Here is a 25,496-nt window from a genome sequence, read left to right as displayed (position 1 = left end):
TCAGAGAGCCTGCGTCGCCTTCAGCACGGCCTCGGCATGGCCGGGAACCTTCACCTTGCGCCAGACCTCGGCAATCTTGCCGGACTTGTCGATCAGAAAGGTGGAGCGTTCGACACCCATATAGGTCTTGCCGTACATGCTCTTCTCCTTCCAGACGCCATAGGCTTCTAGCGCCTTGTGCTCCTCGTCAGCGGCCAGCACCACAGAGAGGTTATGCTTGGCGGCAAACTTGTCGTGGCTCTTCACCGAATCAGGGGACACGCCGATGACGGTTGCGCCGAGCTTCGCGAATTCATCTGTCAGACCCGAGAAGTCGACGGCTTCGGTCGTGCAGCCGCTGGTGTCGTCCTTGGGGTAGAAATAGAGAATCACCGCCTTTCCGGCGAATTCGGAAAGCGAAACGGTGCCGCCGCCATTGCGGGGCAGAGAGAAATCGGGGGCCATGTCCCCGGTTGTCAAATCCGTCATGGGATAACCTTTCTTTTGCCCGTTTTGTGAGTGATCGTGGGCGACTTCGATATATAGTCCGCTCCGCAGTCGTCCAGAGCGACTTGTTAGCGGCATCGATCGACGGAGACAATCACCAGGACATGTCGGAGATCCGGGGCGAAAAGCTACGGTTTCGCAAGCGGGACATTGTGCCGCTGCATGATCTTCCGTCTGCCCAGGCCGAGGATCCCCTCATCGTGCGTTGTCCGCCGCCGAAGCGATCGCTGTTCCGGCGCCTGTCGCGGGTGTTGGCCGGCTTCGCCGGGCTCTGGGCCGTCGTGATTTTTGCGGTCTATGCCGTGGTCGAAAGCGGCACTCTGGATGCCGCCCTTGCGCAACGAGCGCAGGCCGTCCTCAACAATGCGCTCGGACCGCAGTTCACCGCCAAAATCGGCGGCACCGAAGTGCGCTTCTCCAATGGGATGGAATTGTCGGTCGAGGCGCGGGACGTCACGTTGCACGAACAGGCGGGCGGCGAGAGGGTTGCCCTCACGAATTCGGTGCGCTTCATCCTTGAGCCATTGGCGCTTCTCGGCGGTCGGTTCTCCATCCGCGAGATCGTCAGCGAGGGCATCAATCTCGATGCGACGGTACTGCCAAAGGGGAAGCCAGTCGATTTGTCCGGATGGCGGATCGACCATATTCCGGACCGGCTGGCAGATGCCTTTGCCGAGCTCGACCGGCTGCAGGGTTTCATCACTCGGGGTGGCCTTGACCGCATGCGCCTTGCCGGGTTGGAGATCGCTTCCACCAGTGCGAGCGGCCGACCGATGACGCTTGCGATCGACGACATCGTGCTGGAGCGTGGCGACGACGGTTCGCTTTCGATATTCGGTGCCGTCGCGGTTAACGGACAGCAAACGGAACTGACGGCGCTGACGACGAATGTCGATGGTCGGGCCGAATCGCTGACGATGCGGGTTGCCGATATCCGGGTGACCCCGTTCCTGCTGCGACGTTCCAGTACGGGCGAGGCGCGCCAGGGGATCGACGGCTCGGCCGAATTGCTGCTGAATGCTCGGCGCGAGGCACCCGGCCAGGACGCCAGCGTCTCGCTCGGCATCAATATGCAGAAAGCCGGCTTCTACTCTGACGGCCAGCGCCAGGAGATCACCGATGCCCGTCTCAAGCTTTCCTACGACTTCGCCAAGGACACGATCGAGCTTGCCGATTCGATCGCCCGATTCGACCAAACCATCTTTCCACTGTCCGGCGGCCTGATCGATCTCGACCGGTTGCCGGAAGGCAGCAGTTTCGGCAAGGGTTTCGGCATCGATCTCGTGGTCACCAATGGCAAAGCGAATGTTCCGAGCGCTGGCGAAGCACCGTTTCCGTTCTTCCTGAAGGGCTATGGTCGCTACCTCGTCGAGGAAAATCGCCTGCAACTCGACACTCTCGACGTTTCCACGCCAGAGGGCAACATGCGCGGGAAGCTGCAGGTTGGCTTTGGCGGAACGGGGCCGGAGATCCGGTTCAATGCGGTGGTCGAGAACATGCGCACCACCGTTGTGAAGCAATTGTGGCCCTACTGGATTGCCTCCAAGCCGCGCGCCTGGGTTCTCGAAAACCTCTATGGCGGCGTGATCCCCAAGGGAACGGTCGACGTCTTCATTCCGCAGAACCGCCTGTCGATCGACCCGAAGCCAGTGCGGCTCGATGCCGACGAACTGAAGATCGGTTTCGATCTGGAAGATGCACGCGTTAACCTGACAGGTGAACTGCCGCCGCTCCGTGACGTCTATGGCCGCTTCGACATGGTCGGCGAGCGCGTCGACGTCGCCATCCGCTCGGCTGGCTCGTTCTTTCCGTCGGGGCGCATGGTCCAGCTTGAGAGCGGCCGTCTGGTGCTGCGGGACGCCTATGAGAAGCCTCTGATGGCGGATATCGACCTCGATATCGCAGGCGCGGCGGATGCTGTGGCCGAACTCGTTTCCTTCAAGCCGATCGAAGCGCTGAAGGTTGTCGATTTCCAGCCTTCGGACTTTTCGGGCAAGGTTCGCGGGCAGGTGAAGATCCGTCTCGGCCTGGTTCCGGACCAGTCGCCGCCCGAGCCGAGCTGGACGGCGGAAGTCGCGCTCGACGATGTGGATGTGGCCAAACCCTTCGACGGTCGTGTGATCGCCGATGTCACCGGATCCCTATCGGTCGATCGCGACAAGGCCAAGCTCGATGCATCCGCGAAAATCGACGATGTCCCGATGGAGGTGAACCTCACTGAGCCGGTGCGTCGCGGTGACGGTGCTGTTCCCCGCGAACGGGTTGTCACGGCAACGCTTGACAATGCGGCCCGCGAAAAGCTCGCGCCTGGCCTCGGCGAGATCCTCAATGGGGCAATCAAGCTGGAACTGAGCCGGATCGACGAAACGACGCAGGCCGTGTCCGTCGATCTCCGCTCGGCGACGCTGAACATTCCCTGGGTAGGTTGGTCGAAGGGGCAAGGAATTGGCGCGACCGCAAAGTTCGAGTTGGCCAAAGACGGCAAGCTGTCGCTGATACGCAAATTCACTCTGGATGGTGAGGGCTTTGGCGCCTCCGGCGACATGACAGCGGATGATACCGGTCTTGTCGCCGCCAACCTGTCGCGCGTCCGCCTGTCGCCGGAAGACGAGGTGGCGCTGACTGTTCGTCTCAGCCGGGGCGTCTATTCGGTCGTTGCCAATGGCCGCGCCTTCGACGCTCGCTCGCTGATCTCCACCCTGCAGCGGCCGTCCGGTGATGGCGGCGATACAAAGGCCTCGCGGACTTCGCTCAAGATCGAAGGGCGCTTCGACCGCGTGGTCGGGTTCAGCGGCGAGCAGTTGTCGGGTGTTTCGATCATCTATGGGGCGAGCAAAGGCCAGATCAGTGCCGTCGATTTCTCCGGCGTTACAAGCAGCGGTCAGGCATTGGTCGCCAAACTGCGTCAGCCCGAAGGCTTGAGAGAACTCTCCGTCACCACCAGCGACGCCGGTGCCGTCCTGCGCTTTCTCGACACCTACAAACGCCTCGGCGGTGGTCTTGCCAATCTGCGCCTGACAGAAACGCGCGACGGTGCCTGGAGCGGCAATCTTGATCTGCGCAACTTCCAGGTCGAGAACGAAGAGCGGCTTCAGACGATCGTCTCCGCGCCGACCGGTGCCGACGGACGCAGTCTCAACAGTGCCGTTCGTAGCGATGTCGACGTAAGCTCCGCCCGCTTCCAGCGCGCCTTTGCCCGTCTGTCCCTGGTCGGCGGCACGCTCAGCGTCGAAAACGGTATCGTTCGCGGGGAGCAGGTGGGTGCGACCTTTCAGGGGATCGTCCGCGATCAGTCCGGAAGCATCGACCTGACCGGCACCTTCATGCCTGCCTATGGGCTGAACCGATTGTTCGGCGAACTGCCGGTGATCGGCGCCATTCTCGGCAATGGGCGCGACCGCGGCCTGCTCGGTATCACCTTCAAGCTGACCGGGCCGACGATGAAGCCGAATCTGGTGATCAACCCGTTGTCGATCATCGCGCCGGGTGTGTTTCGCCAGATCTTCGAGTTCCGCTGAGCGGGCAGAACCTTAGTCGCGTTCGAGCATCACCACCGGCAGGGCAAGACGTCGCGCCGCGATGATCTTGGCATAGCCCGCTGGCCCCCCCGAATTGCGGCAGACGAGATGCGTGACGCCATGTGCCGTGAAGAGGTCCGCCTCGCGGTCGGGATCGCTTGCCGGTTTGCCAAGGAGGAGGCTGTAATCCGCGAAGGCGAGCGGCATCTCTGGCGCATCGACCATGCGGATCACGAATCGGCAGTCATCGCGCCCGACGAAAGCATCGAGATATTGCCGGCCAAGGGCCAGAAAGACCGTCGCGCCCGATGGCAAGGCTTCGGCCGCCGCCTCAAGCGTCGCCACGCTCCTCCAGCGGTCACCCGGCTGTTTCTGCCAGCGCGGGCGCAGCCGCTGTTCGAGCGACACGCCTGAGATCGCCGCGGCCTTGATCGCATTCTCGCTGATCCGCCGCGCGAAGGGATGGGTGGCGTCGATCATCCGGTCGAAGCTCTCCGTCTTCAAATAGACCGCCAGACCTTCCGCCCCTCCGAAGCCTCCGATCCGAACTGCGCCGGCAGGCAGAATCGGATCAACCGTTCGCCCCGCCAGCGAGGTGGTGACATCATGGCCTTGGGCCAGGAGCTCTTCCGCCAGAATTCGGGCGTCGGCTGTGCCGCCGAGGATCAGGATTTTCTGTGGTGCATCCTCTGGTTCAGGTCGCATGGGCGATGATCGTTCCCTTGCGATCGGTGACGATGATGTCCACCACCACGCCACTGTCGCGCAGCACACCCTCGGCCGTGCGTTTTGCCGCCTCGGCAACGGCTGGGGCGATGGCGATCCCTTCTTGTGTCATGATCTCAAGCACTTCCATTGCGGTATTCGCGTGCTCGACGGCGCTGCGCGCAGTATCTTTGAGGATATGACTACAAGGCATTGAAAGAAAGAAAAGATTGTCGATCTGGCTGCGTGAGGAATGCAGGTCGAGGGCGCCCTGGGCGAGTTTCGTCATCTTGGCGAAACCGCCGGCAATCGTCAGCTTGGGGACTGGGTGGGCACGCAGGTATTTGAGCAATCCGCCGGCGAAGTCGCCCATGTCGATCAGCGCGCCATCCGGCAGGTCATGAAAGATCTGGGCGGCTTTTTCCGATGTCGAACCGGTCGCGCCGAGCAAATGGGTCAGGCCTTCGGCGCGGGCGACGTCGATGCCCCGGTGGATCGAATGAATCCAGGCAGCGCACGAGAAGGGATGCACGATCCCCGTCGTTCCGAGAATGGAGATCCCGCCGAGAATGCCGAGCCTCGGGTTCCAGGTGCTTTCTGCGATCTGTGCGCCGCCGGGAACGGAGATCTTCACCTCGAGATCCGGCGTCACCTGATGTGCGGCAGCAATCGCTCCGATTTCCGCCGTCATCATGGCGCGGGGCACTGGATTGATCGCCGGCTCTCCGACGGCAATCGGCAGGCCCGCTTTGGTGACGGTGCCGACCCCGTCGCCAGCCACAAAGCGGATGCCGCTTCCGGGGGGTAGGCGGGTCACTGTCGCGATTACGGTGGCGCCATGGGTTACATCCGGATCATCACCGGCATCCTTGACGATGCCCGCATAGGCGCTCTCGCCGTCGAAACCCTCGCGGGCGAGCGCGAAGCAAGGCGTTTCGCCTTTCGGCAGTGTGATATAGACCGGGTCTGGAAAGCTGCGCGTCAGAAGAGCCGTGAAGGCCGCCTTGGTGGCTGCCGTCGCACAGGCCCCCGTCGTCCAACCATTGCGCAAGGGGGTGCCTTCCGGCTTTTCAAGCCGGTGGCCCTCGGCCCCATTTCCTCCAGCCTGTCTCTCGGCGTCACTCATGGCTCGCTTATAGGCGAGCCGGCGGTCTTGAGGAAGGCATATGGGCGAAGGTTTGGGGCGGAAAGAACCATGGCGGAATTGCAATTTTGCCGCACGAGGCCTAGACCATGACCATGAGTGACACGATGCGTCTAGCCCTGCCCATGAGCCTGCCGGCCCTCCAGCCCGGCCATGTGTGGCTTGCCGGCGCGGGCCCCGGCGATCCGGGCCTCTTGACGCTGCTGGCGGCCAAGGCGCTGTCTGAAGCCGATGTTATCGTTCACGACGCTCTGGTGAATGACGACTGCCTGAAACTCGCGCGCAGTGGCGCCATTCTCGAATATGCAGGCAAACGCGGCGGGAAGCCGTCGGCCAAGCAGCGCGATATCTCGTTGCGCCTTGTCGAACTCGCAAAGGCCGGTCACCGCGTCCTCAGACTGAAAGGCGGCGATCCCTTCGTTTTCGGGCGGGGCGGCGAAGAGGCGCTGACGCTCATCGAATATGGTGTGCCCTTCCGCATCGTTCCGGGCATCACGGCGGGGATCGGCGGGCTTGCCTATGCCGGGATCCCGGTCACCCACCGCGAAGTCAACCATGCCGTGACATTCCTGACCGGCCATGATTCCTCCGGAGTCGTTCCCGATCGAATCGACTGGGCCGCCATCGGTCGTGGTTCACCCGTCATCGTCATGTATATGGCGATGAAACACATGGGCCAGATCGCCGCTAATCTGATGGCCGCCGGACGCCGGGCAGACGAGGCCGTGGCCTTCGTCTGCAATGCGGCGACCCCGGAACAGACCGTGCTCGAAACCACGCTCGGACGCGCCGAAGCGGACATGCTTGCCGCAGGGATCGAGCCGCCGGCGATCGTGGTTATCGGTGAGGTCGTGCGTCTGAGGCCTTCGCTCGACTGGCTGGGCGCCCTTTCGGGCCGCACGCTTCTGCCCGACCCCTTCGCCGTGGAGCGGAAAGACACGGCATGAGCGGATTGCTGATCGCCGCGCCGGCTTCCGGTTCGGGCAAGACAGTGGTGACGCTCGGCTTGATGCGGGCGTTGAAGCGTCGCGGTCTAGTGGTCGCGCCCGGCAAGGCCGGTCCGGACTATATTGATCCCGCCTTTCACACGGCTGCGAGTGGTACACCCTGCTTCAACTTCGATCCCTGGGCCATGCGCCCGTCGTTTCTCCACGCACAGGCCGCTCAGACATCACCTGATGCCTTGCTGGTCATCGAGGCGATGATGGGGCTCTTCGATGGCGCGGCCGATGGAATGGGAAGTGCCGGAGATCTCGCGAGCCTTCTGTCCCTGCCTGTCGTGCTGGTTGTCGATTGTGCTCGTACATCGCAATCCGTCGCGGCTGTTGCAACGGGCTTTGCGCGATTTCGCGCTGACGTGCGGGTCGCCGGCGTCATCCTCAACCGTGTCGGCAGCGACCGCCATGAAGCCATGTTGCGTGGCGCTATGGCAAAGACCGAGGTGCCGGTGCTCGGCTGCCTCAGGAGTGACCCGCAGCTTTCCCTCCCGGAGCGGCATCTCGGCCTGGTGCAGGCCGGAGAACATGCGGCGCTCGAAAGCTTCATCGAGCGAGCGGCCGATGCGATAGATGCGGGGATTGATATTGGCACACTGCTTCCAATGGTCCAGGCAGCTCCTCCCAAAGAATGCGCGCCGGTGCGTGGCATTGCCCCGCTCGGTCAGCACATCGCCGTCGCTCGCGATCTCGCCTTCGCTTTTTCCTATCCGCATCTCCTGGAGGGCTGGCGGGCGCAAGGCGCGACGCTTTCATTCTTTTCGCCGCTCGCCGACGAGGGTCCGTCGTCAGATGCCGATGCGATCTACCTGCCGGGCGGATATCCCGAATTGCATGCCGGGAGATTGGCCTCTGCTGTCTGCTTCCGCTCGTCAATGATGGGAGCGGCGGACCGGGGGGCGCGGATCTATGGGGAATGCGGCGGCTATATGGTTCTGGGCGATGGGCTCGTTGACGCTGACGGCCATCGCCACACCATGCTCGGGCTCTTGCCATTGGTGACGAGCTATGCGGACCGCAAACGGCATCTGGGTTATCGGCGGCTGAAATCGCTCGCTCCCGATCTGTTCGTTGGAAATTACACCGGCCACGAATTCCATTATTCTACGGTTGTTTCGGAAGGGGCGGCAGACCGCTTGTTCGAGGCGGAGGACGCTCTCGGCGAAGCGCTCGGTGCCGTCGGGCTAAGGCGCGGGTCCGTTGCCGGGTCCTACATGCACCTCATCGACATGGCAGGAGAGGGCGCATGAGCGGGCCGATCCTGCATGGTGGCGGTCTCGCCGCTGCTTCTGCCCTCTATGGCGGGCGCATTGAAGACTGGCTCGACCTGTCGACCGGGATCAACCCCTGTCCGCCTGATCTGCCCGAGATCCCGATGCGGGCCTGGCATCGCTTGCCCGACCGGGAACGCGAGATGGCGGCGAGAGTGGCGGCGCAGCGCTGCTATCGCTCGGGCCATCGTTTGCCACTTCCGGTGCCGGGCACGCAGTCCGTCATCCAGTTGTTGCCGCGCCTGGTGCCATCAAGTGCGCGGGTTGCCGTGGTCTCGCCGACCTATGGCGAATATGCGCGCGCCTTCACGGCTACCGGGCTTGCCGTGGATGCTATCAGTGATCTCAACGAGATCAGCACGGCGCATGGTCTCGTCGTGGTGGTCAATCCGAACAATCCGGACGGACGGCTCCACACACCGAGCGAGCTTCGAGCGCTGGCCGGTGATCTCGCAGATCGGGGCGGCATGCTGGTGGTCGACGAGGCCTTCGGCGACATGCTGCTCGACCAGAGTCTTGCGGGCGATGACAGTGCGAACCTGATCGTCTTCCGCTCCTTCGGAAAATACTTCGGCCTTGCCGGCATTCGCCTCGGCTTCGTCATCGCTGCTGATGAAGTCGCGGCGCAGTTTTCCGAATGGCTTGGCCCTTGGGCCGTGTCCGGCCCGGCGCTGGTGCTTGCCGAGCATTTGATGTCGTCCGATACCAGACTCATCGCTCAGCAGATCCGAAGCCGCGCGCTTGTACTTCAAGAGGTTCTGTCCGAATCCGGGCTTACAGTCTGGGGTGGCACCGATCTCTTCCAACTGGTCGAAGATGCAAGAGCCGGCGAATTGCACCGGCATCTCTGCAGCCGCCAGATCCTGACGCGCAAGTTCGACTACCGACCAGACTGGCTGCGTTTCGGCCTTGCGCCGGACGAGGCGGGCGATGCGCGTCTCCGCGAGGCGCTCAGAACATTCCGGAGTGTTTGCGCATGAACCATCTGCTGCTCCTTCTTGCAGCCATCGTTCTCGACCGGGTCGTCGGCGATCCGCCATGGCTCTGGCAACGTGTGCCGCATCCGGTGGTGATCTTCGGCAAAGCGATCGATCTCTTCGAAAAGCGCCTGAACAGGACAAGTTTCACAGCCGAAGGTCGACGCTTGAATGGCGTCTTCACGATCGTGGCGTTACTCGCCGGCTCAGTGGTTGTCGGCATGCTGCTTTCTGCCCTGTTCGGCCATCTCGGCCTTGTCGGCATCATCCTCGAACTGATCATCGTTGCCGTCTTTCTTGCCCAGAAGAGCCTTGGCGATCATGTCCAGGCGGTGGCCGACGGTCTCTTGCGTGATGGTCTCGAGGGAGGTCGGCAAGCGGTTGCGATGATCGTCGGGCGCGATCCGAAGACTCTCGACGAGGCCGGTGTTTCGCGCGCGGCGATCGAAAGCCTATCCGAAAACTTTGCCGATGGTGTCGTTGCACCGGCTTTCTGGTACGCGATTGCCGGCCTTCCCGGCATCCTCGCCTACAAGATGCTGAACACGGCTGACTCGATGATCGGCCACAAGAATGAGCGCTTCCTGCAATTCGGCTGGGCCTCCGCGAAGCTCGATGATCTCGCGAACTGGCCGGCCGCGCGGTTGTCCGCCGTTTTCATCGCCCTGGCCACGGTCTTGAAACTCGGGGCAGGGGCCGGCCGTCGCTCGTTGTCTGCGGCGTTGCGCGATAGCGGATTGCATCGCTCGCCGAATTCCGGCTGGCCGGAAGCCGCGATGGCGGGAGCACTGGATCTGCAACTTGCCGGTCCCCGCGTCTATGGCGGCACAAGGGTGAGCGAACCGATGATGCATGCATCCGGCCGCAGCGATGCCGGACCTGCAGATATCCTTACAGGAATAGGCGTTTTCTACGCAGCCTGTGGCGTCATGGCGGCGTTGATCCCCTTCGTCTGGGTGGTCACGAAGATCATCTGATATTCAGACAGAGAACCAGGACACGGTCCGTGTCAGCAGGTCCTCGGACAAGAGAACGGGCGATTGATCAGTCGATACCGGCTGCGTCGCGCAGGCGATCGAGCTTCGGCAGGATGACGTGGCGGTTGTTCTCGATGACGATGATGCCATCCTTGCGCAGTTTGGTCATCTGGCGGCTGACGGTTTCGATGGTCAGCCCCAGGAAGTCGGCGATGTCGGCACGCGACAGCGGCAGATCGAAGGTCTGGATACCCTCGCTTTCCGGGTCGATGTGGGTCGCGATCAGGTAGAGGAAGCTTGCGACCTTTTCCTGGGCCGTCTTGCGGCCCAGCGTCAACATCCAGTCGCGGGCCTCGTCCAGCTCCTTCAACGACTGGGAATGCAGCTTGCGCTCCATGTCCGGCACTTCGCCGACCATACGGTCGACGATGTTGCGCGGGAAGGTGCATATATCCGTATCGGTCGCCGCTTCTGCGGTGATCGTGCTTTCGCCAAGGAACGGGCGACCAAGGAAGTCGGGCGCAAACTGCAGGCCGACGATCTGCTGCCGGCCGTCGGCCATCATCTTCGACAGCTTGATCACGCCCTTCAGGATATTGCTGTAGCTTCCGACTTGTTCGCCCTGGCCGATAACCTCGTTACCGGCGTCGACCCGACGGCGGATCGAATGCTTGTTCAGTTCGGTCAGTTGAGCGGAGGTCAGGACTGAGCAGAGGCCGCCATGGCGCGCGTCGCAGGATCGACAGACGGCAGGAGCCTCACATTCCGGAAAATGTTTTCTGAAAGTATCCATGGTCGTGCCATCCAATCAGACCGGCTTCGGACGCCATGCGCCCCTCGGTCAGTGCCCAATTCGGGCTTCTGAGTTTCGATAAACTCTACGTGAGAAATGTATCAGTAAATTGATCGATGTCAAAGGCCGGGACGAGAGACGGCGCTATCTTTGGTCGCAGCTCGACACGTCTCAAGGCAGCGCAAAACCATGCAAAATTCTCTTCTGGCAAAGTATTCCGGCGCTGTCCCTCGTTACACCAGCTATCCCACGGCGCCACATTTTCACGAAGGCATCGACTGCGGCAAATATGCGCAGTGGCTGAAGGCAATCACTGGACAGGAGCGCATCTCGCTCTACATTCACGTCCCCTATTGTGACCGCCTCTGTTGGTTCTGTGCCTGCCACACGAAACATACGCTGAAATACGAGCCGATTGCGATCTATCTGGAATCGTTGAAGAAGGAGATTGCGGCGGTCGGCGCGCTGGTCAGTCGCGACGCTGCCGTGACCGCGGTTCATTTCGGTGGGGGGTCTCCCACGATGGTCCGGCCCGACGACATGATCGACCTGATGGCGGCACTTCGCTCGGCCTTCACCTTCGCCGAGGATGTCGAGATCAGCGTCGAGATGGATCCGAACGACCTCGACGAGCCGCGTTACGATGCGCTTGCCGCCATCGGCATGACGCGCGCCAGTCTCGGGGTTCAGGACTTCCACCCTGAGGTGCAGAAGGCGATCAACCGTATTCAGACCTTTGAACACACGAAGTCGGTGGTCGAAGCTGTCCGGGCGCGCGGCGTGAATTCTGTCAATTGCGACATCCTCTACGGACTTCCGCACCAGACGGAGGCGACGGTGGCTGAAACGGTGAAGGACATCCTGTCCCTTGCCCCCGATCGCATCGCGCTTTTCGGCTATGCGCATGTGCCGTGGATGAAGAAGCACCAGACGATGATCAAGGACGAAATTCTGCCTGGGTTGGAAGAGCGTTTCGCGCAGATGAACCTTGCCGCCTCGATGCTGGTTGCTGCCGGTTACGAGTCAATTGGCATCGATCACTTCGCGCTGCCCGACGACCGGATGGCGATCGCGGCGCGGGAAGGGCGGCTGCGCCGGAATTTCCAGGGCTATACCGACGATGCCGCCGAAGCGCTGATCGGGCTCGGTGCCTCCTCGATCGGTCAGTTGCCACAGGGCTATGTCCAGAACATGCCGGCGACTGGCGAGTATCAGCGCATGGCCGACGCCGGCGGACTGGCAGCCGTGCGCGGCATCAAGGTCAGCGAAGACGACAGGCTGCGGCGCCGGGTGATCGAGGAAATCATGTGCCGCTTCGCCATGTCCTTTTCGGAACTGCGGCAGGAGTTCGGTGATGCAGTCGATGCGATCGTTGCGGAAGCGCGAGCTTTTGCTCAGTCCAATCAAGACCGCATCTGTCTGATCGAAGACGACCACTTCTTCATCACCGAGGCCGGTCGTCCGTTCGCGCGCACCATTGCCGCCGTGTTCGACAGCTATCTCGCCAATGGCAAGGGACGCCATTCGATTGCTGTTTAAGCAACACTTCGGCTCCAAATTTCGCTGCCGCACAAAACCACCATTGGCATTTGACCGTGTTTTCCTTATGTGGAACCCAGAATTTAAGACACATGAGGTACTGGCGTGACCGCTACATTCGACAAAGTTGCCGACATCATTGCTGAGACCAGCGAAATCGACCGCGAAACGATTACGCCGGAAAGCCACACCATCGATGACCTCGGCATCGACAGCCTCGACTTCCTCGACATCGTCTTTGCGATCGATAAGGAATTCGGCATCAAGATCCCGCTCGAGCAGTGGACGCAGGAAGTCAACGAAGGCAAGGTTTCGACCGAAGAGTACTTCGTGCTGAAGAACCTCTGCGCCAAGATCGACGAACTTCGCGCCGCCAAGGGGTGACCCGCCCCCAAAGGAGCGGACATCGTCATGCTGCTTGAATATTTCCAGATGATTGACAAGGTCGAGAGCGTGGATCTCGGCCTTGGTCGTTTGAAGGCAACCTCTGTGGTGCCGATGGAAAGCCCTGTCTTCGAAGGGCATTTCCCCGGTATGCCACTGGTTCCCGGCGTTCTCCTGATCGAGACCATGGCGCAGGCCTCCGGCATGCTTTTGCTTGCCGTCAAGGACTTCGAAGCCATGCCTTTCCTGATGTCCGTCGATGGCGCGAAGATGCGCACCTTCGTCGAGCCCGGCGCCGTCCTCGATATCGAGGCGGACCTTGAGCATGACGGTTCGGGCTTTGCCGTCACCAAGGCGAAGATCACGAGCGGCGGCAAGAAGGTCTGCGACGCCCAGCTGAAGCTTCGCACCATGCCGTTCTCCGAGGTGCCGCTCGCGTCGATCGTGCGCAAACGCGCCGAAGAGGTTGGCCTGATGGCCGCGATGGCGGCCCAAGGCTGACACGCTTTCGGCCGCAAGGGCACAATTCCTATTGACCTTGCGGCCTTATTCGGGAAAACCCGCATTTTACGCCGGTGAGCCTGCCGGCGAGAGGATTGCATATGGTCAAACAACCGAATGATGTGGTGATCACCGGCGTCGGGATCGTCACCTGCCACGGCACCGGCAAGGACGCGCATCTCGCGTTGCTCTCCGCAAAGACCGCACCTGAACCGGTGCTTGAGACCGAAAAGTTCGCGCCTTACGTCGTGCACAAGCTGCCCGAGATCGACTGGTCGCAGCAGATCGCCAAGCGTGGCGACCAGCGCCAGATGGAAAACTGGCAGCGGCTCGGTGTCTTTGCCGCTGGATTGGCGCTTGACGATGCTGGCATGAAGGATGATGCGGACGCTTGTGGCACCATGGACCTGATCGTGGCCGCTGGCGGTGGTGAACGTGACATTGCCGTAGACAGCCTGATCGTCGATGAGGCGCTGAAGCGCAACGACCGCGAGAAATTCCTGATCGAGAAGCTGAAGACCGAGCTTCGCCCGACCTTGTTCCTGGCGCAGCTCTCCAACCTGCTCGCCGGCAATATCTCGATCGTCCACAAGGTCACCGGTTCCTCGCGCACCTTCATGGGTGAAGAAGCGGCCGGCATCTCGGCGATCGCAACCGCATTTGCCCGCATCAAGGCCGGCCAGTCGACCCACACGCTTGTCGGTGGCGCCTTTGTTTCCGAGCGTCCCGACATCTTGCTTCTGGTCGAAGGCATCCGCGCCCATCAGACCGGACCTTGGCAGCCGCTCTGGTCGCGCGATGGTTCTTCGGGCGGTGGCATGATCCTCGGCACGGTCGGCGCCTTCCTGGTGCTGGAATCGCGCGAACATGCCGAAGCCCGTGGCGCGCATATCTATGCCGTGCTCGACGCTGTCGAAGGTGATCGCGGCAATCGCGACGAGGGCAAGCTCGAAGCCCGCCTCGGCGACATGGTGCCGGAGGCGGCTGCTTTGTCGGCCGCGGACACTATCGTGTTTTCCGGCGCGTCCGGTCTCGCCGACCTTACGCAACGGGAGAAGGCTCACCTTGCGGAACGTTTCGCCGGCATGCCGGTGCGGGGCTATGCCGGTTCAATCGGCCATTCCGTCGAGGCGCAGTTCCCGGCAGGCCTCGCGCTCGCAGCGCTTGCCATCGACGCCGGCGCCACGGTGCCTGCCTTTGACGCTGCGAACGAAGCGGCCCAGGCCGGTCCTGCGAAACATGCCATCATCTCCACCGTCGGCTATGTGCGGGGCGAAGGCCTCGCCGTGCTGTCGGCGAATGCGTGAGGAACTAGATCCATGACCGACAGCCGTTTCAAGGATCATCTCGGCCGCCCGATCATCGCCGTCACCGGCATGGGCGTCATCACCTCGCTCGGCCAGGGTCTCTCTGACAACTGGTCGAAGCTGACGTCGGGACTATCCGGCATCCACTACATCAAGCGCTTCGACACCGAGGGCATGTCTACGCGTATCGGCGGAACCGTCGATTTCATCGCCGTGCCCGCCAACAATGCCGTCGAGCGCTCCTATGCGCTGGCCCGTGAGACGACCATCGAGGCACTGGCCCAGGCCGGCATCAATGGCGATTTCAACGGCCCGCTCTTCCTGGCAGCCCCACCGGTCGAGCCGGAATGGCATGACCGTTTTGCGCTGGCCGAGCGCGCACCTGCCTCGACCCAGCCGGGCGATGCCTATGACCGCTTTCTTGCTGCCATGCGCGAACAGCCGGATCCGGTCTTCCTCGAAGCCGTGCAGTTTGGTTCTATTTCCGAGCGTCTGTCCGACAAGTTCGGCACGCGCGGCCTGCCGGTGACGCTGTCTACCGCCTGCGCCTCGGGTGCCACCGCGATCCAGCTCGGCGTCGAGGCGATCCGCCAGGGGCGCACGGAGCGGGCGCTGACAGTTGCGACCGACGGCTCGATCAGCCCGGAAGCGGTTATCCGCTTCTCGCTGCTCTCGGCGCTATCCACCCAGAACGACCCACCGGAAAAGGCATCGAAGCCCTTCAGCAAGGAACGCGATGGCTTCGTCATCGCCGAGGGTGCGGCAACGCTCGTGCTGGAATCGCTGGAATCGGCCATTGCCCGCGGCGCCAAGGTGCTCGGCATCATCAAGGGCTGTGGCGAAAAGGCCGATCATTTCCACCGCACGCGCTCGTCGCCGGACGGCGGTCCTGCGATCGCGACGATCAAGGCAGCGCTCGTCGATGCTGGCCTGTCCGAGGACGCGATCGGCTACATCAACGCTCATGGCACATCGACGCCTGAGAACGACAAGATGGAATATGGCGCCATGCTCTCGGTCTTCGGGGACCGGTTGAAGGACGCCATTCCGGCTTCGTCGAACAAGTCGATGATCGGCCACACGCTGACGGCCGCCGGCGCGGTCGAGGCAGTGTTCTCGATCCAGACCATGCTGACCAGCACGGTGCCGCCAACCATCAACTACACGAACCCCGATCCCTCGATCGTGCTCGACGTGGTGCCGAACGTGAAGCGGGAGGCCTCGGTTTCGGCTGTGCTCTCGAATTCCTTCGGCTTTGGTGGTCAGAACGCCAGCCTTGTCATGACGCGGGAACCGGTCTAAGGCCTGCGCCAACAATTCGGGACGTCATCCTTGGCCTTCGAGCCGAGGATCCACACGTACCTCGCAAGAACAACGAAGGTCGGCAGATGCCGGGGGCAGCCCTGGTTTGACGATGAGAGCGTGACGACGCCTCATCCGCATCCGCCCCATAGGCCCTGAAGGAACATGTCATGCGCGCATTGCAACTCGTCGAAGACCGCAAGCTAGAAATCGTTGACCTGCCGGAGCCGGATGCTCCGGGGCCGGGTGAGGTTACGCTGCGCGTCAAGGCTGTCGCGCTGAACCATATCGACGTTTGGGGCTGGCGCGGGATGGCGTTCGCCAAGCGCAAGATGCCGCTTGTCATCGGTGCGGAAGCTTCCGGTGTCGTCGAGGCGATCGGTCCTGGCGTCGGCAATATCCTGCCGGGCCAACTCGCCGCCGTTTACGGCGCGCGCACCTGCGGTCTCTGCAAACCCTGCCGCGAAGGCCGTGACAATCTTTGCGAAAACGTCTCGGGCGTGCATGGCTTCCATCTCGACGGCTTTGCCCAGGAAAAGATCAATCTGCCGGCCCGCCTGCTCGTTCCGGCCCCTCCGGGCGTAGATGCGGTTGCCGCAGCTCTTGCCCCCGTCACCTTCGGCACGGTCGAGCACATGCTCTTCGACAATGCCAAGCTCCAGCCGGGTGAAACCATCCTCATCCATGCCGGCGGTTCCGGCATCGGCACGGCGGCGATCCAGCTTGCCAAGAAGATCGGCTGCACTGTGATCACCACCGTCGGCTCCGACGACAAGATCGAGCCGGCCAAGGCACTGGGTGCCGATCACGTCATCAACTATCGCACCGACCGCTTCGAAGGCGTGGTCCGCAAGATCACCAAGAAGAAGGGCGTCGACGTCGTTTTCGAACATGTCGGCAAGGATACGTTTGCGGCATCGATGTTCTGCCTGAAGCGCGGCGGCCGTCTCGTGACCTGCGGCTCGACCTCGGGTGTGTCGACCGAAGTGAACCTGATGATGCTCTTCCAGCAGCAACTCAAGCTCTTTGGCTCCTTCGGCTGCCGCATGGAAAACATGGCGGATGCCATGCAGAAGATAGCGCGCGGCCTCGTGCACCCCGTCATCGACACGCAGGTATCTTTCGACGATATCGACAAGGCCCTTGCCCGCATGGAAGGCCGCCAGGTCTTTGGCAAGATTATCCTGAAGATGGACTGACCGCGTGCGGATGCTCGTCACCCGCATCGTTCTGGCGCTGCGCAAGTTCTATCAGTGGTCCGTCGCCCAGGCGGCCTTCGGCTTCCTGACGGCATTGAAGATCCTGCCGGCGGATGCCGCGATCAACTTTGCCGACCGGCTGATGCGCTGGGTCGGGCCGAAGACGAAGCGCCACCGGCTCATGCAGGTGAATCTGCGCAACGCGTTTCCCGACAAGTCGGATGCCGAACGGGAGGAGATCGCGCTGGCGAGCTGGGGCCATATGGGCCGGCTTGCCGCCGAATATGTTTTCCTCGACCGTTTGTTCGACTTCGATCCGGAAAAGCCAGGCGAGGGCAGGGTAGAGGTGTCGGGCGTCGAGCAGTTTCTCGACCTGCGGGACAATCCGCGTCCCTTCATCGTCTTTACCGGCCATACCGCCAATTTCGAGCTGTTGCCGGTCGCGGGTGCTGCATTCGGGCTTTACGTCACCGTTCTCTTCCGGCCGCCGAACAACCCCTATATCGCCGAGAAGGTCTTCGACTTCCGCCGCAAGCGCATGGGCAAGCTTGTGCCATCGCATGCTGGGTCCTCGTTCGCACTGGCCCGGCAGCTGGAGCAGGGCGGCGGCGTCGGCGTGCTCGTCGATCAGAAATTCTGGAAGGGCGTCGAGACCCAGTTCTTCGGCCAGCCGGTCAAGACCAATCCGCTGCTCGCCAAGTTGACGCGTCAGTTCGAATGCGAAGTCTATCCGGCGCGCTGCATCCGCCTGCCCGGCAATCGTTTCCGTCTGGAGATCGAGCCCCGCATCTCTGTGCCGCGCAATGAGCGTGGCCAGGTGGACGTGAACGCCACCGCCCAGCTGTTGAACGACAAGGTCGAGGCCTGGGTTCGGGAATATCCGGAGCAGTGGCTCTGGTATCACGATCGCTGGGCGATCAAGGACAAGATCTGACGGTCTCTGCTTCAGGCTCGTCTGAAGGATAAATCGCAATGTGCGTCAAGCGTCGGCGCCGGTCGCCATGCGCATTTATCGCCTATTCGTTTCATCTGATATTGCAGATATTTTTTGGGCTGCGATGCGCGTGAGTGCCCGTAGCGATTGAAGGTGACGCAACCTCATGTTACGGACGCCAAAAGTTGTGTGACGTAATCATTTCTTTTGTCACACCTGTGGGATGAGGTTGCTGATGTCTTCTGGCGAATTCCGTGATTCGAATCTGCGCGCGATGTTCGAAGCGGTTTCATTGAAGAACCTTCAGTTGCAGCAGGCCATCCGCAATGGTGACGACCATCTCGTGCGCATGCTGGATCGCGAGATCGATCCGATGATCGCAGCCCTCATCAGCTACCGCGCCGCAGATCTCGACGATGTCTATCTGCAGATGCGGCTTCTGATGAAGCTGCTGCGGGAGGATGCCGATGATGGGGCCTGCGTGCTGCGCCACGCCTCGATGCTGTCCTTGCTGATCGAACGCTATTTCGGTCCAAAGCGCAGTGACCAGAGCCCCGCACCACGGGCTTTCGACGCGTGCCAGCCGCGTGACGGTGACGATGAGCAGCTGAACGAGGCGATCCTTAACAATCTGCCGGAACGTGTGGCCGTGGTCACCCGCGACTGTCGCTATCTCTTCGCCAACACGGCCATGGCCAGCATGCTTGGCACGCGGCAGATCGAGTTGATTGGACGCAGCGTCTTTGATCTCGGCCTAGCTGCCGGCGGTCATGGCTGGCTTCAGGATGCGCTCGATTCAGCCTTTGCTGGCCGTTCGGGATCCTTCGTTGCGCGGATGTCTGCCGTAACCGTCACCGGCGACTTACCCGCTCGCTTCAGCCCGCTTCGTGCTGCAGACGGCACCATCAGCGGCGCCATCCTGACACTTGGCGAATGTGAACCGGTCTATGGTGGCGTCGCCGCCTGATTTCTGCCTAGGCAAATGGTGCCGGTCTGACGGGAGGCTCGTGCCGCCCCATTTCTATCAATACGTGACGCCCTGAAGCAGATGCTCGCGCTCGAAGGCGATATGGCGTCTGATACCCTCGAAGAAGCCGCGCAACATGTAGCCGACGGCCTCCATGTTCACCTGATCTCCGGATCCCAGCTTCAGCAGCGCATCCGTCAGTTCCTCGGCGAAGCACTCGTCCTCGCAATGCTCGAATTTTAGCCTCTCCAGCGTCGGTCCCAAGGCGTCCGTAGCGTCGGGGCTCGACTGTAGCTGCGGAAACAGCACGGTCTCCTCATAGTGATGGATGCCCTTGATAAGCGGGCCGAGCGCCTTTGCCGCATAGATGCATTTCTGCCGGTTGATGCTGGCCGGCAGTGAGTCGGCGATCTCTTCCAGTTCCCGGCAGAGGGCGAGCTGTTCGGTGTGAGCGCGGTAGAGCCAGGCGAGGTCGCGTTTGCCTGCATCGAGCAGGCGGTTGCCCGTCCACGTGTCGCTCGCACTCCGCTTGCTGTTTTCGATATTCGTCAGCATGTCCGTTTTCTCCAACGGGGCTTTTCGCCGCGCGTAACCCCAGTGCTCCAAGACACGCACGAGCGGGCCGTGGCCCAAGCGATGTGCCGGCCTTGGTGTCCGAAGGTCGCAAACCCGATTGCAGCTTCGAGCCTCGCGAATTTTACAGAGACCTGCATTGACTTGGATCAAGGTGGCTGGGCGGCCCCAATGCGATTGGTGCATTCGACGCGGGAGGCATTTCCCCAGGGCGACGCCCCCGCGATGAGATCAGCAAGCCGTTGGGGGATACCAACAATGAACTATACGTTAGAGACACTGGTGATGGCGGTACTCGCCTTCGCCGCGCTGCTCGGGGTGGCTTTCGCCCATGACAGCCTCTTCGCGGCCCATATGTGGGTCGCCTTCTTCGTGCTCGCGGGGGGCACGATCATCATGCTGCGCCGGATGCAGTTTGCACCGGCCACGGCATCCTCCTCCTCTTCCGGCCAGTCCAAGGCAAGCCAGTCGGAGTATTTCGACGACGTGGTGCGTTACGGCGTCATCGCCACGGTCTTCTGGGGCGTCGTCGGCTTTCTGGTCGGCGTGGTGGTCGCGCTGCAGATGGCCTATCCCCAGCTCTATATCGAGCCTTGGTTCACCTTCGGCCGCTTGCGTCCCCTGCACACCTCCGCCGTTATCTTTGCCTTCGGTGGCAATGCGCTGATCGCGACATCCTTCTATGTGGTGCAGCGGACATCGCGTGCCCGCCTGTTCGGCGGCAATCTCGGCTGGTTCGTTTTCTGGGGATACCAGTTCTTCATCGTCATGGCGGCGACCGGCTATCTGCTGGGTATCACCCAGGGCCGCGAATATGCCGAGCCGGAATGGTATGTGGATATCTGGCTGACCTTGGTCTGGGTCGCCTATCTGATCACTTTCTTGGGCACGATCCTGAACCGCAAGGAGCCGCATATCTATGTGGCGAACTGGTTCTACCTATCCTTCATCGTCACCATTGCGATGCTGCATATCGTCAACAACCTGGCGATGCCGGTATCCTTCCTTGGCGTGAAGAGCTACTCGGCCTTCTCGGGCGTGCAGGATGCGCTGACCCAGTGGTGGTATGGCCATAACGCCGTCGGCTTCTTCCTGACGGCCGGCTTCCTCGGCATGATGTACTACTTCGTGCCCAAGCAGGCTGGTCGCCCTGTCTATTCCTACCGCCTGTCGATCATCCACTTCTGGGCCCTGATCTTCATGTATATCTGGGCAGGTCCTCACCACCTGCACTACACGGCTCTGCCTGACTGGGCGCAGACGCTCGGCATGGTGTTCTCGATCATGCTCTGGATGCCGTCCTGGGGTGGTATGATCAACGGTCTCATGACGCTGTCCGGCGCCTGGGACAAGATCCGCACCGATCCGATCATTCGCATGATGGTCATCGCCATCGCCTTCTACGGCATGTCGACCTTCGAAGGTCCGATGATGTCGATCAAGGCGGTCAACTCGCTCAGCCACTACACAGAGTGGACCATCGGCCACGTACACTCAGGCGCGCTCGGCTGGGTCGGCATGATCACCTTCGGCGCCATCTATTACCTGACGCCCAAGCTGTGGAATCGCGATCGCCTCTACTCGATGCGCATGGTCAACTGGCACTTCTGGCTCGCAACGCTCGGCATCGTGGTCTACGCCGCCGTGCTCTGGGTCGCCGGTATCCAGCAGGGCCTGATGTGGCGCGAATACGACGATCAGGGCTTCCTGGTCTACTCCTTCGCCGAGTCGGTCGCTGCCATGCATCCCTACTACGTGCTGCGCACAATCGGCGGTGTCATGTATCTCCTGGGCGGCATCATCATGGCCTACAACGTCGCCATGACCATTCTCGGCTACGAGCGTCAGGAAGCACCGATTGCCGGAGCGATCGCGCCTGCTGCCGCGCAGCCTGCTGAATAAGAAGGAAGGCTCACATGTCCATTCTTGATAAACACGCAATCCTCGAGAAGAACGCGAGCCTTCTCTTCCTCGGTTCGCTGGTGGTCGTGACCATCGGCGGTATCGTTGAAATCGCTCCGCTCTTCTATCTCGAGAACACCATCGAAAAGGTGGAGGGCATGCGGCCCTACTCGCCGCTCGAACTTGCCGGTCGCAACATCTACATCCGTGAAGGCTGCTATGTCTGTCACAGCCAGATGATCCGGCCGTTCAAGGACGAGGTCGAGCGCTACGGGCACTACAGCCTCGCAGCGGAATCGATGTACGACCATCCGTTCCAATGGGGATCGAAGCGAACCGGGCCTGACCTCGCGCGCGTCGGCGACCGCTATTCCAACGAGTGGCACGTCCAGCATCTCACCAATCCACGCGACGTGGTGCCGGAATCGATCATGCCGGGCTATGCCTTCCTGAAGGAAACGCCGCTCAAGATCACTGATATCGGCATGATGCTCCAGGCCAACCGCACCGTCACCGTCCCCTATACGGACGAGATGATTGCAGAGGCCGAAGCCGATCTCACGGCACAGGCTGATCCGAACGCCGATACGACAGGCCTCATGGAACGCTATCCGAAGGCCAAGGTCGGTGATTTCGACGGCGATCCTGCCAAGCTGACAGAGATGGACGCGCTCGTCGCCTATCTGCAGATGCTCGGCACGCTGGTCGACTTCTCCACCTATGACGACGCAAGCGGTTACCGCTGAGGAGGACATCATGGAAACCTATACCGCCATGCGCCAATTCGCCGACAGCTGGGCTCTGCTTGCCATGACTCTGTTCTTCGTCGGCGTCGTCCTCTTCACATTCCGCCCGGGCGGCAAGAAATCTGCCGACGACGCGGCCAGCATCCCTCTCAAGGAGGATTGAACAATGGCAGACAAGAAACATATCGACGAGATCAGCGGCGTCGAGACCACCGGCCATGAGTGGGATGGGATTCGCGAGCTGAACAACCCGATGCCGCGCTGGTGGGTCTATACCTTCTACGCGACCATCGTCTGGGCGATCGGCTACACGATCATGTATCCGGCCTGGCCGCTTCTGACCGACAACACCAAGGGTCTGCTCGGCTATTCGAGCCGTGCAGAAGTCGCTCAGGAACTGGCGGCGGCGAAGTCTTCGCAGGCGGTCTATCTCGACAAGATCGCGACCCTGCCGCTCGAAGAGATCATCGCCGACAAGGAACTGACCCAGTTTGCCGTTGCCGGCGGTGCCGCCGCCTTCAAGGTCAACTGCTCGCCTTGCCATGGTTCGGGGGCTGCCGGTGGCGCCGGTTATCCGAACCTCAACGACGACGACTGGCTTTGGGGCGGTGATCTCGAAGCGATCCACACCTCGATCGCCCACGGCATTCGCTACGACCAGGATCCGGATACCCGGTTCTCCGAAATGCCGGCCTATGGCGACATTCTCGACGCTGATCAGATCAAGCAGGTGGCGGCTTACGTCGTCAGCCTGACCGGTACGCCCCTTGATGTCTCGATGGTGGAACCGGGCCAGCAGATCTTTGCCGAGAACTGCGCATCCTGCCATGGCGAAGATGCAAAGGGTGGGCGTGATTTTGGTGCGCCGAACCTCGCTGACGCCATCTGGCTGAAGGTCGATGGGGAAGCGCAGATCGCAGCCCAGATACGCCAGCCGCGCCATGGTGCTATGCCCGCTTGGAGCCAGCGCCTGGGCGACACCACTGTCAAGCAGCTGACCGTCTACGTGCATCAGCTCGGCGGCGGCGAATAATCGACCTGTCCTCCGAAAGCTTGGGCCGCATCCGATGATGCGGCCCTTTTCTGTTTTTATATTATGAAAACCATATGTATTGCGACGCTTCGCCGCTGCTTGACTTAAGTCAAGGCGAGCTGGTCTGCGAGATGGGACAAGGCGAGCATCAGAAGAAGGTTCTCGTCCCATGAACATACTTTCCGAGCCACACCGAGCACCGGACGCGCCCGAGGTCGAAAGACTCGACGCCGAGGCCGTGATGTCGGCCAAGAGCCGGGGTCCGCTCTATGAAGCTCGCAAGAAAATCTTTCCCAAGCGTGCCGAAGGTGCATTCCGCCGATTCAAGTGGATCATCATGGCGATCACGCTCGGCATTTATTACCTCACGCCTTGGCTCCGCTGGGATCGTGGCGAATTCGCACCCGACCAGGCCGTGCTGATCGATATTGCCCACCGCCGCTTCTACTTCTTTTTCATCGAGATCTGGCCGCAGGAGTTCTTCTTCGTCGCAGGCCTGCTCGTCATGGCGGGCTTTGGCCTGTTTCTCGTCACCTCGGCCGTCGGCCGTGCCTGGTGCGGCTATACCTGTCCGCAGACGGTCTGGGTCGATCTCTTTCTGGTGGTCGAGCGTTTCATCGAGGGCGACCGCAACGCCCGCATCAAGCTTGAATCGGCGCCCTGGACCTTCGACAAGATCTGGAAGCGTGTCAGTAAACACGCGACCTGGATCCTGATCGGCGTCCTGACAGGTGGTGCCTGGATCTTCTATTTCGCCGATGCGCCTTCGCTTGCCATGGATTTTCTCACCGGCAACGCTGCTCCGGTTGCCTATATCACCGTCGCCATCCTGACCGCCACAACTTACGTGTTCGGTGGCCTGATGCGCGAACAGGTCTGCATCTACATGTGCCCGTGGCCGCGCATTCAGGCCGCCATGCTCGACGAGAACTCACTGGTCGTGACCTATAATGATTGGCGCGGTGAGCCGCGGACGCGCCATGCCAAGAAGGCGGTCGCCGCTGGCGAATCGGTCGGCGACTGCGTCGACTGCAATGCCTGCGTCGCCGTCTGTCCCATGGGCATCGATATCAGGGATGGCCAGCAGCTCGAATGCATCACCTGTGCGCTGTGCATCGATGCCTGTGATGGTGTCATGGACAAGATCGGCAAGCCGCGCGGACTGATCGCCTACGCCACCCTCGACGAGTACCAGTCGAATATGGCGCTCGCCACCAATGGCGGCACGTGTTCCATCGATCCGACCAAGGTGCGCAATGCCGATGGCAGCTTCTCCGACAAGATCCGCCATTTCGACTGGCGCGTGATCTTCCGTGCCCGCACGCTCCTCTACATGGCAGTCTGGACTGCCGTCGGTGTCGGCATGCTGATTGCGCTTCTTGGTCGCGACCGGCTGGAGGTCAACGTCCTGCATGATCGCAATCCGCAATTCGTGCTGGAATCCGATGGTTCGATCCGCAACGGCTATACAGTGCGCATTCTGAACATGATCGCCGTCCCCCGCGACATTGAGGTGTCGATCGAGGGATTGCCGGATGCCTCGATGAAGATCAACGGCATCAACCAGCCGCCGTCGCGTGCCTTCACGGTCTCGGTCGAGCCGGATGAAGCCACGACACTCAAGGTCTTCGTTACACTTGCCGGTGACAAGGTCACCGATGCCAACCAGAATTTCCAGTTCATTGCCCAGGACGCCGACGGCGACGAGCGGGACATCTATGATGCAGTCTTCATGGGGCCGGGAGCCAGGAAATGAGCACTTACGCCAAGAAACCCTTCACCTTTACTGGCTGGCACATGCTGGCGATCATGCTGGCCTTCTTCGGCACGATCATTACGGTCAACTTCACCATGGCCTATCTCGCCACATCGACGTGGAGCGGTCTGGTGGTGAAGAACACCTATGTCGCCAGCCAGCAGTTCAACGGCAAGACTGCCGCCATCCGCGAGATGCTGGCAACCGGCATTGCGGGTGACCTCTCTGTCGATGCCAAGGGCATGCGCTACCGCCTGACATTGCCTGAAAACACTCCTGTCGTTGCCGATTCGGTCGCCGCCCATTTCAAGCGCCCGGTCGGCACTGCCCAGGATTTCGAATTGCAACTGACGCCAGCTGGCGACGGCCTCTACCTCGCCGAGCTGGACGTGCTTGCCGGCAGCTGGATCGTCGAGATTCAGGCGATCAAAGACGGCAAGATGATCATGCATGAGGCGAAGCGGATCACCGTTTCGGGAGAATGACG

General features: G+C 61.5%; 24 protein-coding genes. 19 read left to right on the top strand and 5 right to left on the bottom strand.

Translation table 11 applies throughout. The annotated features are described in order from the left end of the window. Positions 1 to 468, bottom strand: coding sequence for a thioredoxin-dependent thiol peroxidase (gene bcp / locus BW978_RS19580; RefSeq protein ID WP_076397517.1), 468 nt, complete (start codon positions 466 to 468; stop codon positions 1 to 3). Positions 469 to 590: 122 nt separating this feature from the next. Here bcp and BW978_RS19575 point away from each other — a divergent pair, with 122 nt between their 5' ends. Next, positions 591 to 4,004, top strand: a complete 3,414-nt coding sequence (locus tag BW978_RS19575) for a YhdP family protein (protein WP_076397516.1) — start codon at positions 591 to 593, stop codon at positions 4,002 to 4,004. A gap of 12 nt (positions 4,005 to 4,016) precedes the next feature. Here BW978_RS19575 and BW978_RS19570 read toward each other — a convergent pair whose 3' ends face one another. Together BW978_RS19570 and BW978_RS19565 are read right to left on the bottom strand one after the other, a co-directional pair. Next, positions 4,017 to 4,709: a cobalt-precorrin-6A reductase gene (locus BW978_RS19570; protein ID WP_076397515.1), complete on the bottom strand. Its 693-nt coding sequence runs from the start codon at positions 4,707 to 4,709 to the stop codon at positions 4,017 to 4,019. Next, positions 4,699 to 5,835, bottom strand: a complete 1,137-nt coding sequence (locus BW978_RS19565; RefSeq protein WP_076397514.1) for a cobalt-precorrin-5B (C(1))-methyltransferase — start codon at positions 5,833 to 5,835, stop codon at positions 4,699 to 4,701. Before BW978_RS19565 ends, BW978_RS19570 begins: the two co-directional genes overlap by 11 nt. 107 nt (positions 5,836 to 5,942) lie before the next feature. Here BW978_RS19565 and cobA point away from each other — a divergent pair, with 107 nt between their 5' ends. Genes cobA through cbiB form a run of 4 tightly spaced genes read left to right on the top strand, consistent with a single transcriptional unit; the run spans position 5,943 to position 10,073 of the window. Further along, positions 5,943 to 6,800, top strand: coding sequence for a uroporphyrinogen-III C-methyltransferase (cobA, locus tag BW978_RS19560; protein WP_175616918.1), 858 nt, complete (start codon positions 5,943 to 5,945; stop codon positions 6,798 to 6,800). Continuing rightward, positions 6,797 to 8,098: a cobyrinic acid a,c-diamide synthase CobB gene (locus BW978_RS19555; protein ID WP_076397513.1), complete on the top strand. Its 1,302-nt coding sequence runs from the start codon at positions 6,797 to 6,799 to the stop codon at positions 8,096 to 8,098. Before cobA ends, BW978_RS19555 begins: the two co-directional genes overlap by 4 nt. Continuing rightward, positions 8,095 to 9,099 (top strand): threonine-phosphate decarboxylase CobD, encoded by a 1,005-nt coding sequence (gene cobD / locus BW978_RS19550; RefSeq protein ID WP_076397512.1) that lies wholly within the window; start codon positions 8,095 to 8,097, stop codon positions 9,097 to 9,099. The genes BW978_RS19555 and cobD overlap by 4 nt, the downstream gene beginning before the upstream one ends. Further along, the gene (gene cbiB / locus BW978_RS19545; RefSeq protein WP_076397511.1) at positions 9,096 to 10,073 is read left to right on the top strand and encodes an adenosylcobinamide-phosphate synthase CbiB; all 978 of its coding nucleotides are present in this window, start codon (positions 9,096 to 9,098) and stop codon (positions 10,071 to 10,073) included. Before cobD ends, cbiB begins: the two co-directional genes overlap by 4 nt. Before the next feature lie 67 nt (positions 10,074 to 10,140). On the opposite strand, the gene BW978_RS19540 is transcribed toward cbiB, so the two are convergent. Further along, positions 10,141 to 10,866 carry a Crp/Fnr family transcriptional regulator gene (locus BW978_RS19540; protein ID WP_076397510.1) on the bottom strand — a complete coding sequence of 242 codons (726 nt, stop codon included), beginning with the start codon at positions 10,864 to 10,866 and terminating at the stop codon, positions 10,141 to 10,143. A gap of 189 nt (positions 10,867 to 11,055) precedes the next feature. On the opposite strand from BW978_RS19540, the gene hemN reads away from it, so the two are divergent. The 8 genes from hemN (at position 11,056) to BW978_RS19500 (ending at position 18,999) form a co-directional block, all read left to right on the top strand. Beyond that, positions 11,056 to 12,405 (top strand): oxygen-independent coproporphyrinogen III oxidase, encoded by a 1,350-nt coding sequence (gene hemN, locus BW978_RS19535; protein ID WP_076397509.1) that lies wholly within the window; start codon positions 11,056 to 11,058, stop codon positions 12,403 to 12,405. A 105-nt stretch (positions 12,406 to 12,510) separates the two neighbouring features. Beyond that, complete coding sequence (locus BW978_RS19530) at positions 12,511 to 12,789, top strand: acyl carrier protein (protein ID WP_003502893.1); 279 nt, start codon at positions 12,511 to 12,513, stop codon at positions 12,787 to 12,789. A 27-nt stretch (positions 12,790 to 12,816) separates the two neighbouring features. Beyond that, complete coding sequence (locus BW978_RS19525; RefSeq protein ID WP_076397508.1) at positions 12,817 to 13,290, top strand: 3-hydroxyacyl-ACP dehydratase FabZ family protein; 474 nt, start codon at positions 12,817 to 12,819, stop codon at positions 13,288 to 13,290. Positions 13,291 to 13,391: 101 nt separating this feature from the next. Further along, complete coding sequence (locus BW978_RS19520; protein WP_076397507.1) at positions 13,392 to 14,597, top strand: beta-ketoacyl-ACP synthase; 1,206 nt, start codon at positions 13,392 to 13,394, stop codon at positions 14,595 to 14,597. A 12-nt stretch (positions 14,598 to 14,609) separates the two neighbouring features. Further along, positions 14,610 to 15,899 (top strand): beta-ketoacyl-ACP synthase, encoded by a 1,290-nt coding sequence (locus BW978_RS19515; RefSeq protein WP_076397506.1) that lies wholly within the window; start codon positions 14,610 to 14,612, stop codon positions 15,897 to 15,899. Between the two features lie 170 nt (positions 15,900 to 16,069). Beyond that, positions 16,070 to 17,098 carry a zinc-binding dehydrogenase gene (locus BW978_RS19510; RefSeq protein ID WP_076397505.1) on the top strand — a complete coding sequence of 343 codons (1,029 nt, stop codon included), beginning with the start codon at positions 16,070 to 16,072 and terminating at the stop codon, positions 17,096 to 17,098. A gap of 4 nt (positions 17,099 to 17,102) precedes the next feature. After that, positions 17,103 to 18,032 carry a lipid A biosynthesis lauroyl acyltransferase gene (locus tag BW978_RS19505; protein WP_076397504.1) on the top strand — a complete coding sequence of 310 codons (930 nt, stop codon included), beginning with the start codon at positions 17,103 to 17,105 and terminating at the stop codon, positions 18,030 to 18,032. A 235-nt stretch (positions 18,033 to 18,267) separates the two neighbouring features. Continuing rightward, positions 18,268 to 18,999 carry a PAS domain-containing protein gene (locus BW978_RS19500; protein WP_076397503.1) on the top strand — a complete coding sequence of 244 codons (732 nt, stop codon included), beginning with the start codon at positions 18,268 to 18,270 and terminating at the stop codon, positions 18,997 to 18,999. Positions 19,000 to 19,056: 57 nt separating this feature from the next. On the opposite strand, the gene BW978_RS19495 is transcribed toward BW978_RS19500, so the two are convergent. Next, complete coding sequence (locus tag BW978_RS19495) at positions 19,057 to 19,554, bottom strand: hemerythrin domain-containing protein (RefSeq protein WP_076397502.1); 498 nt, start codon at positions 19,552 to 19,554, stop codon at positions 19,057 to 19,059. A 276-nt stretch (positions 19,555 to 19,830) separates the two neighbouring features. On the opposite strand from BW978_RS19495, the gene ccoN reads away from it, so the two are divergent. From ccoN to BW978_RS19465, 6 genes are all read left to right on the top strand, one after another. Continuing rightward, the gene (gene ccoN / locus BW978_RS19490; protein WP_076397501.1) at positions 19,831 to 21,474 is read left to right on the top strand and encodes a cytochrome-c oxidase, cbb3-type subunit I; all 1,644 of its coding nucleotides are present in this window, start codon (positions 19,831 to 19,833) and stop codon (positions 21,472 to 21,474) included. A 14-nt stretch (positions 21,475 to 21,488) separates the two neighbouring features. Beyond that, the gene (gene ccoO / locus BW978_RS19485) at positions 21,489 to 22,220 is read left to right on the top strand and encodes a cytochrome-c oxidase, cbb3-type subunit II (protein ID WP_076397500.1); all 732 of its coding nucleotides are present in this window, start codon (positions 21,489 to 21,491) and stop codon (positions 22,218 to 22,220) included. 10 nt (positions 22,221 to 22,230) lie between these two features. Continuing rightward, the gene (locus BW978_RS19480) at positions 22,231 to 22,383 is read left to right on the top strand and encodes a CcoQ/FixQ family Cbb3-type cytochrome c oxidase assembly chaperone (protein WP_054149709.1); all 153 of its coding nucleotides are present in this window, start codon (positions 22,231 to 22,233) and stop codon (positions 22,381 to 22,383) included. A gap of 3 nt (positions 22,384 to 22,386) precedes the next feature. Next, complete coding sequence (ccoP, locus tag BW978_RS19475) at positions 22,387 to 23,253, top strand: cytochrome-c oxidase, cbb3-type subunit III (protein ID WP_076397499.1); 867 nt, start codon at positions 22,387 to 22,389, stop codon at positions 23,251 to 23,253. A 169-nt stretch (positions 23,254 to 23,422) separates the two neighbouring features. Continuing rightward, entirely contained in the window at positions 23,423 to 25,009 is a 1,587-nt protein-coding gene (ccoG, locus tag BW978_RS19470) for a cytochrome c oxidase accessory protein CcoG (protein WP_076397498.1), read from the top strand. Continuing rightward, positions 25,006 to 25,494, top strand: coding sequence for a FixH family protein (locus tag BW978_RS19465; RefSeq protein ID WP_076397497.1), 489 nt, complete (start codon positions 25,006 to 25,008; stop codon positions 25,492 to 25,494). Before ccoG ends, BW978_RS19465 begins: the two co-directional genes overlap by 4 nt. Positions 25,495 to 25,496 lie beyond the last annotated feature (2 nt).

Source organism: Rhizobium sp. RU33A (assembly GCF_900156055.1).
Lineage (GTDB): Bacteria > Pseudomonadota > Alphaproteobacteria > Rhizobiales > Rhizobiaceae > Allorhizobium.
Note: the sequence above shows the minus strand (reverse complement) of the source record. Positions and strands in the feature narration are given on the sequence as shown.

Excerpts from the sequence above, each read along its gene's own strand:
- bcp (WP_076397517.1), bottom strand. The coding sequence starts at position 468 with ATGACGGATTTGACAACCGGGGACATGGCCCCCGATTTCTCTCTGCCC.
- BW978_RS19575 (WP_076397516.1), top strand. The coding sequence starts at position 591 with ATGTCGGAGATCCGGGGCGAAAAGCTACGGTTTCGCAAGCGGGACATT.
- BW978_RS19570 (WP_076397515.1), bottom strand. The coding sequence starts at position 4,709 with ATGCGACCTGAACCAGAGGATGCACCACAGAAAATCCTGATCCTCGGC.
- BW978_RS19565 (WP_076397514.1), bottom strand. The coding sequence starts at position 5,835 with ATGAGTGACGCCGAGAGACAGGCTGGAGGAAATGGGGCCGAGGGCCAC.
- cobA (WP_175616918.1), top strand. The coding sequence starts at position 5,943 with ATGACCATGAGTGACACGATGCGTCTAGCCCTGCCCATGAGCCTGCCG.
- BW978_RS19555 (WP_076397513.1), top strand. The coding sequence starts at position 6,797 with ATGAGCGGATTGCTGATCGCCGCGCCGGCTTCCGGTTCGGGCAAGACA.
- cobD (WP_076397512.1), top strand. The coding sequence starts at position 8,095 with ATGAGCGGGCCGATCCTGCATGGTGGCGGTCTCGCCGCTGCTTCTGCC.
- cbiB (WP_076397511.1), top strand. The coding sequence starts at position 9,096 with ATGAACCATCTGCTGCTCCTTCTTGCAGCCATCGTTCTCGACCGGGTC.
- BW978_RS19540 (WP_076397510.1), bottom strand. The coding sequence starts at position 10,866 with ATGGATACTTTCAGAAAACATTTTCCGGAATGTGAGGCTCCTGCCGTC.
- hemN (WP_076397509.1), top strand. The coding sequence starts at position 11,056 with ATGCAAAATTCTCTTCTGGCAAAGTATTCCGGCGCTGTCCCTCGTTAC.
- BW978_RS19525 (WP_076397508.1), top strand. The coding sequence starts at position 12,817 with ATGCTGCTTGAATATTTCCAGATGATTGACAAGGTCGAGAGCGTGGAT.
- BW978_RS19520 (WP_076397507.1), top strand. The coding sequence starts at position 13,392 with ATGGTCAAACAACCGAATGATGTGGTGATCACCGGCGTCGGGATCGTC.
- BW978_RS19515 (WP_076397506.1), top strand. The coding sequence starts at position 14,610 with ATGACCGACAGCCGTTTCAAGGATCATCTCGGCCGCCCGATCATCGCC.
- BW978_RS19510 (WP_076397505.1), top strand. The coding sequence starts at position 16,070 with ATGCGCGCATTGCAACTCGTCGAAGACCGCAAGCTAGAAATCGTTGAC.
- BW978_RS19500 (WP_076397503.1), top strand. The coding sequence starts at position 18,268 with ATGTCTTCTGGCGAATTCCGTGATTCGAATCTGCGCGCGATGTTCGAA.
- BW978_RS19495 (WP_076397502.1), bottom strand. The coding sequence starts at position 19,554 with ATGCTGACGAATATCGAAAACAGCAAGCGGAGTGCGAGCGACACGTGG.
- ccoN (WP_076397501.1), top strand. The coding sequence starts at position 19,831 with ATGAACTATACGTTAGAGACACTGGTGATGGCGGTACTCGCCTTCGCC.
- ccoO (WP_076397500.1), top strand. The coding sequence starts at position 21,489 with ATGTCCATTCTTGATAAACACGCAATCCTCGAGAAGAACGCGAGCCTT.
- BW978_RS19480 (WP_054149709.1), top strand. The coding sequence starts at position 22,231 with ATGGAAACCTATACCGCCATGCGCCAATTCGCCGACAGCTGGGCTCTG.
- ccoP (WP_076397499.1), top strand. The coding sequence starts at position 22,387 with ATGGCAGACAAGAAACATATCGACGAGATCAGCGGCGTCGAGACCACC.
- ccoG (WP_076397498.1), top strand. The coding sequence starts at position 23,423 with ATGAACATACTTTCCGAGCCACACCGAGCACCGGACGCGCCCGAGGTC.
- BW978_RS19465 (WP_076397497.1), top strand. The coding sequence starts at position 25,006 with ATGAGCACTTACGCCAAGAAACCCTTCACCTTTACTGGCTGGCACATG.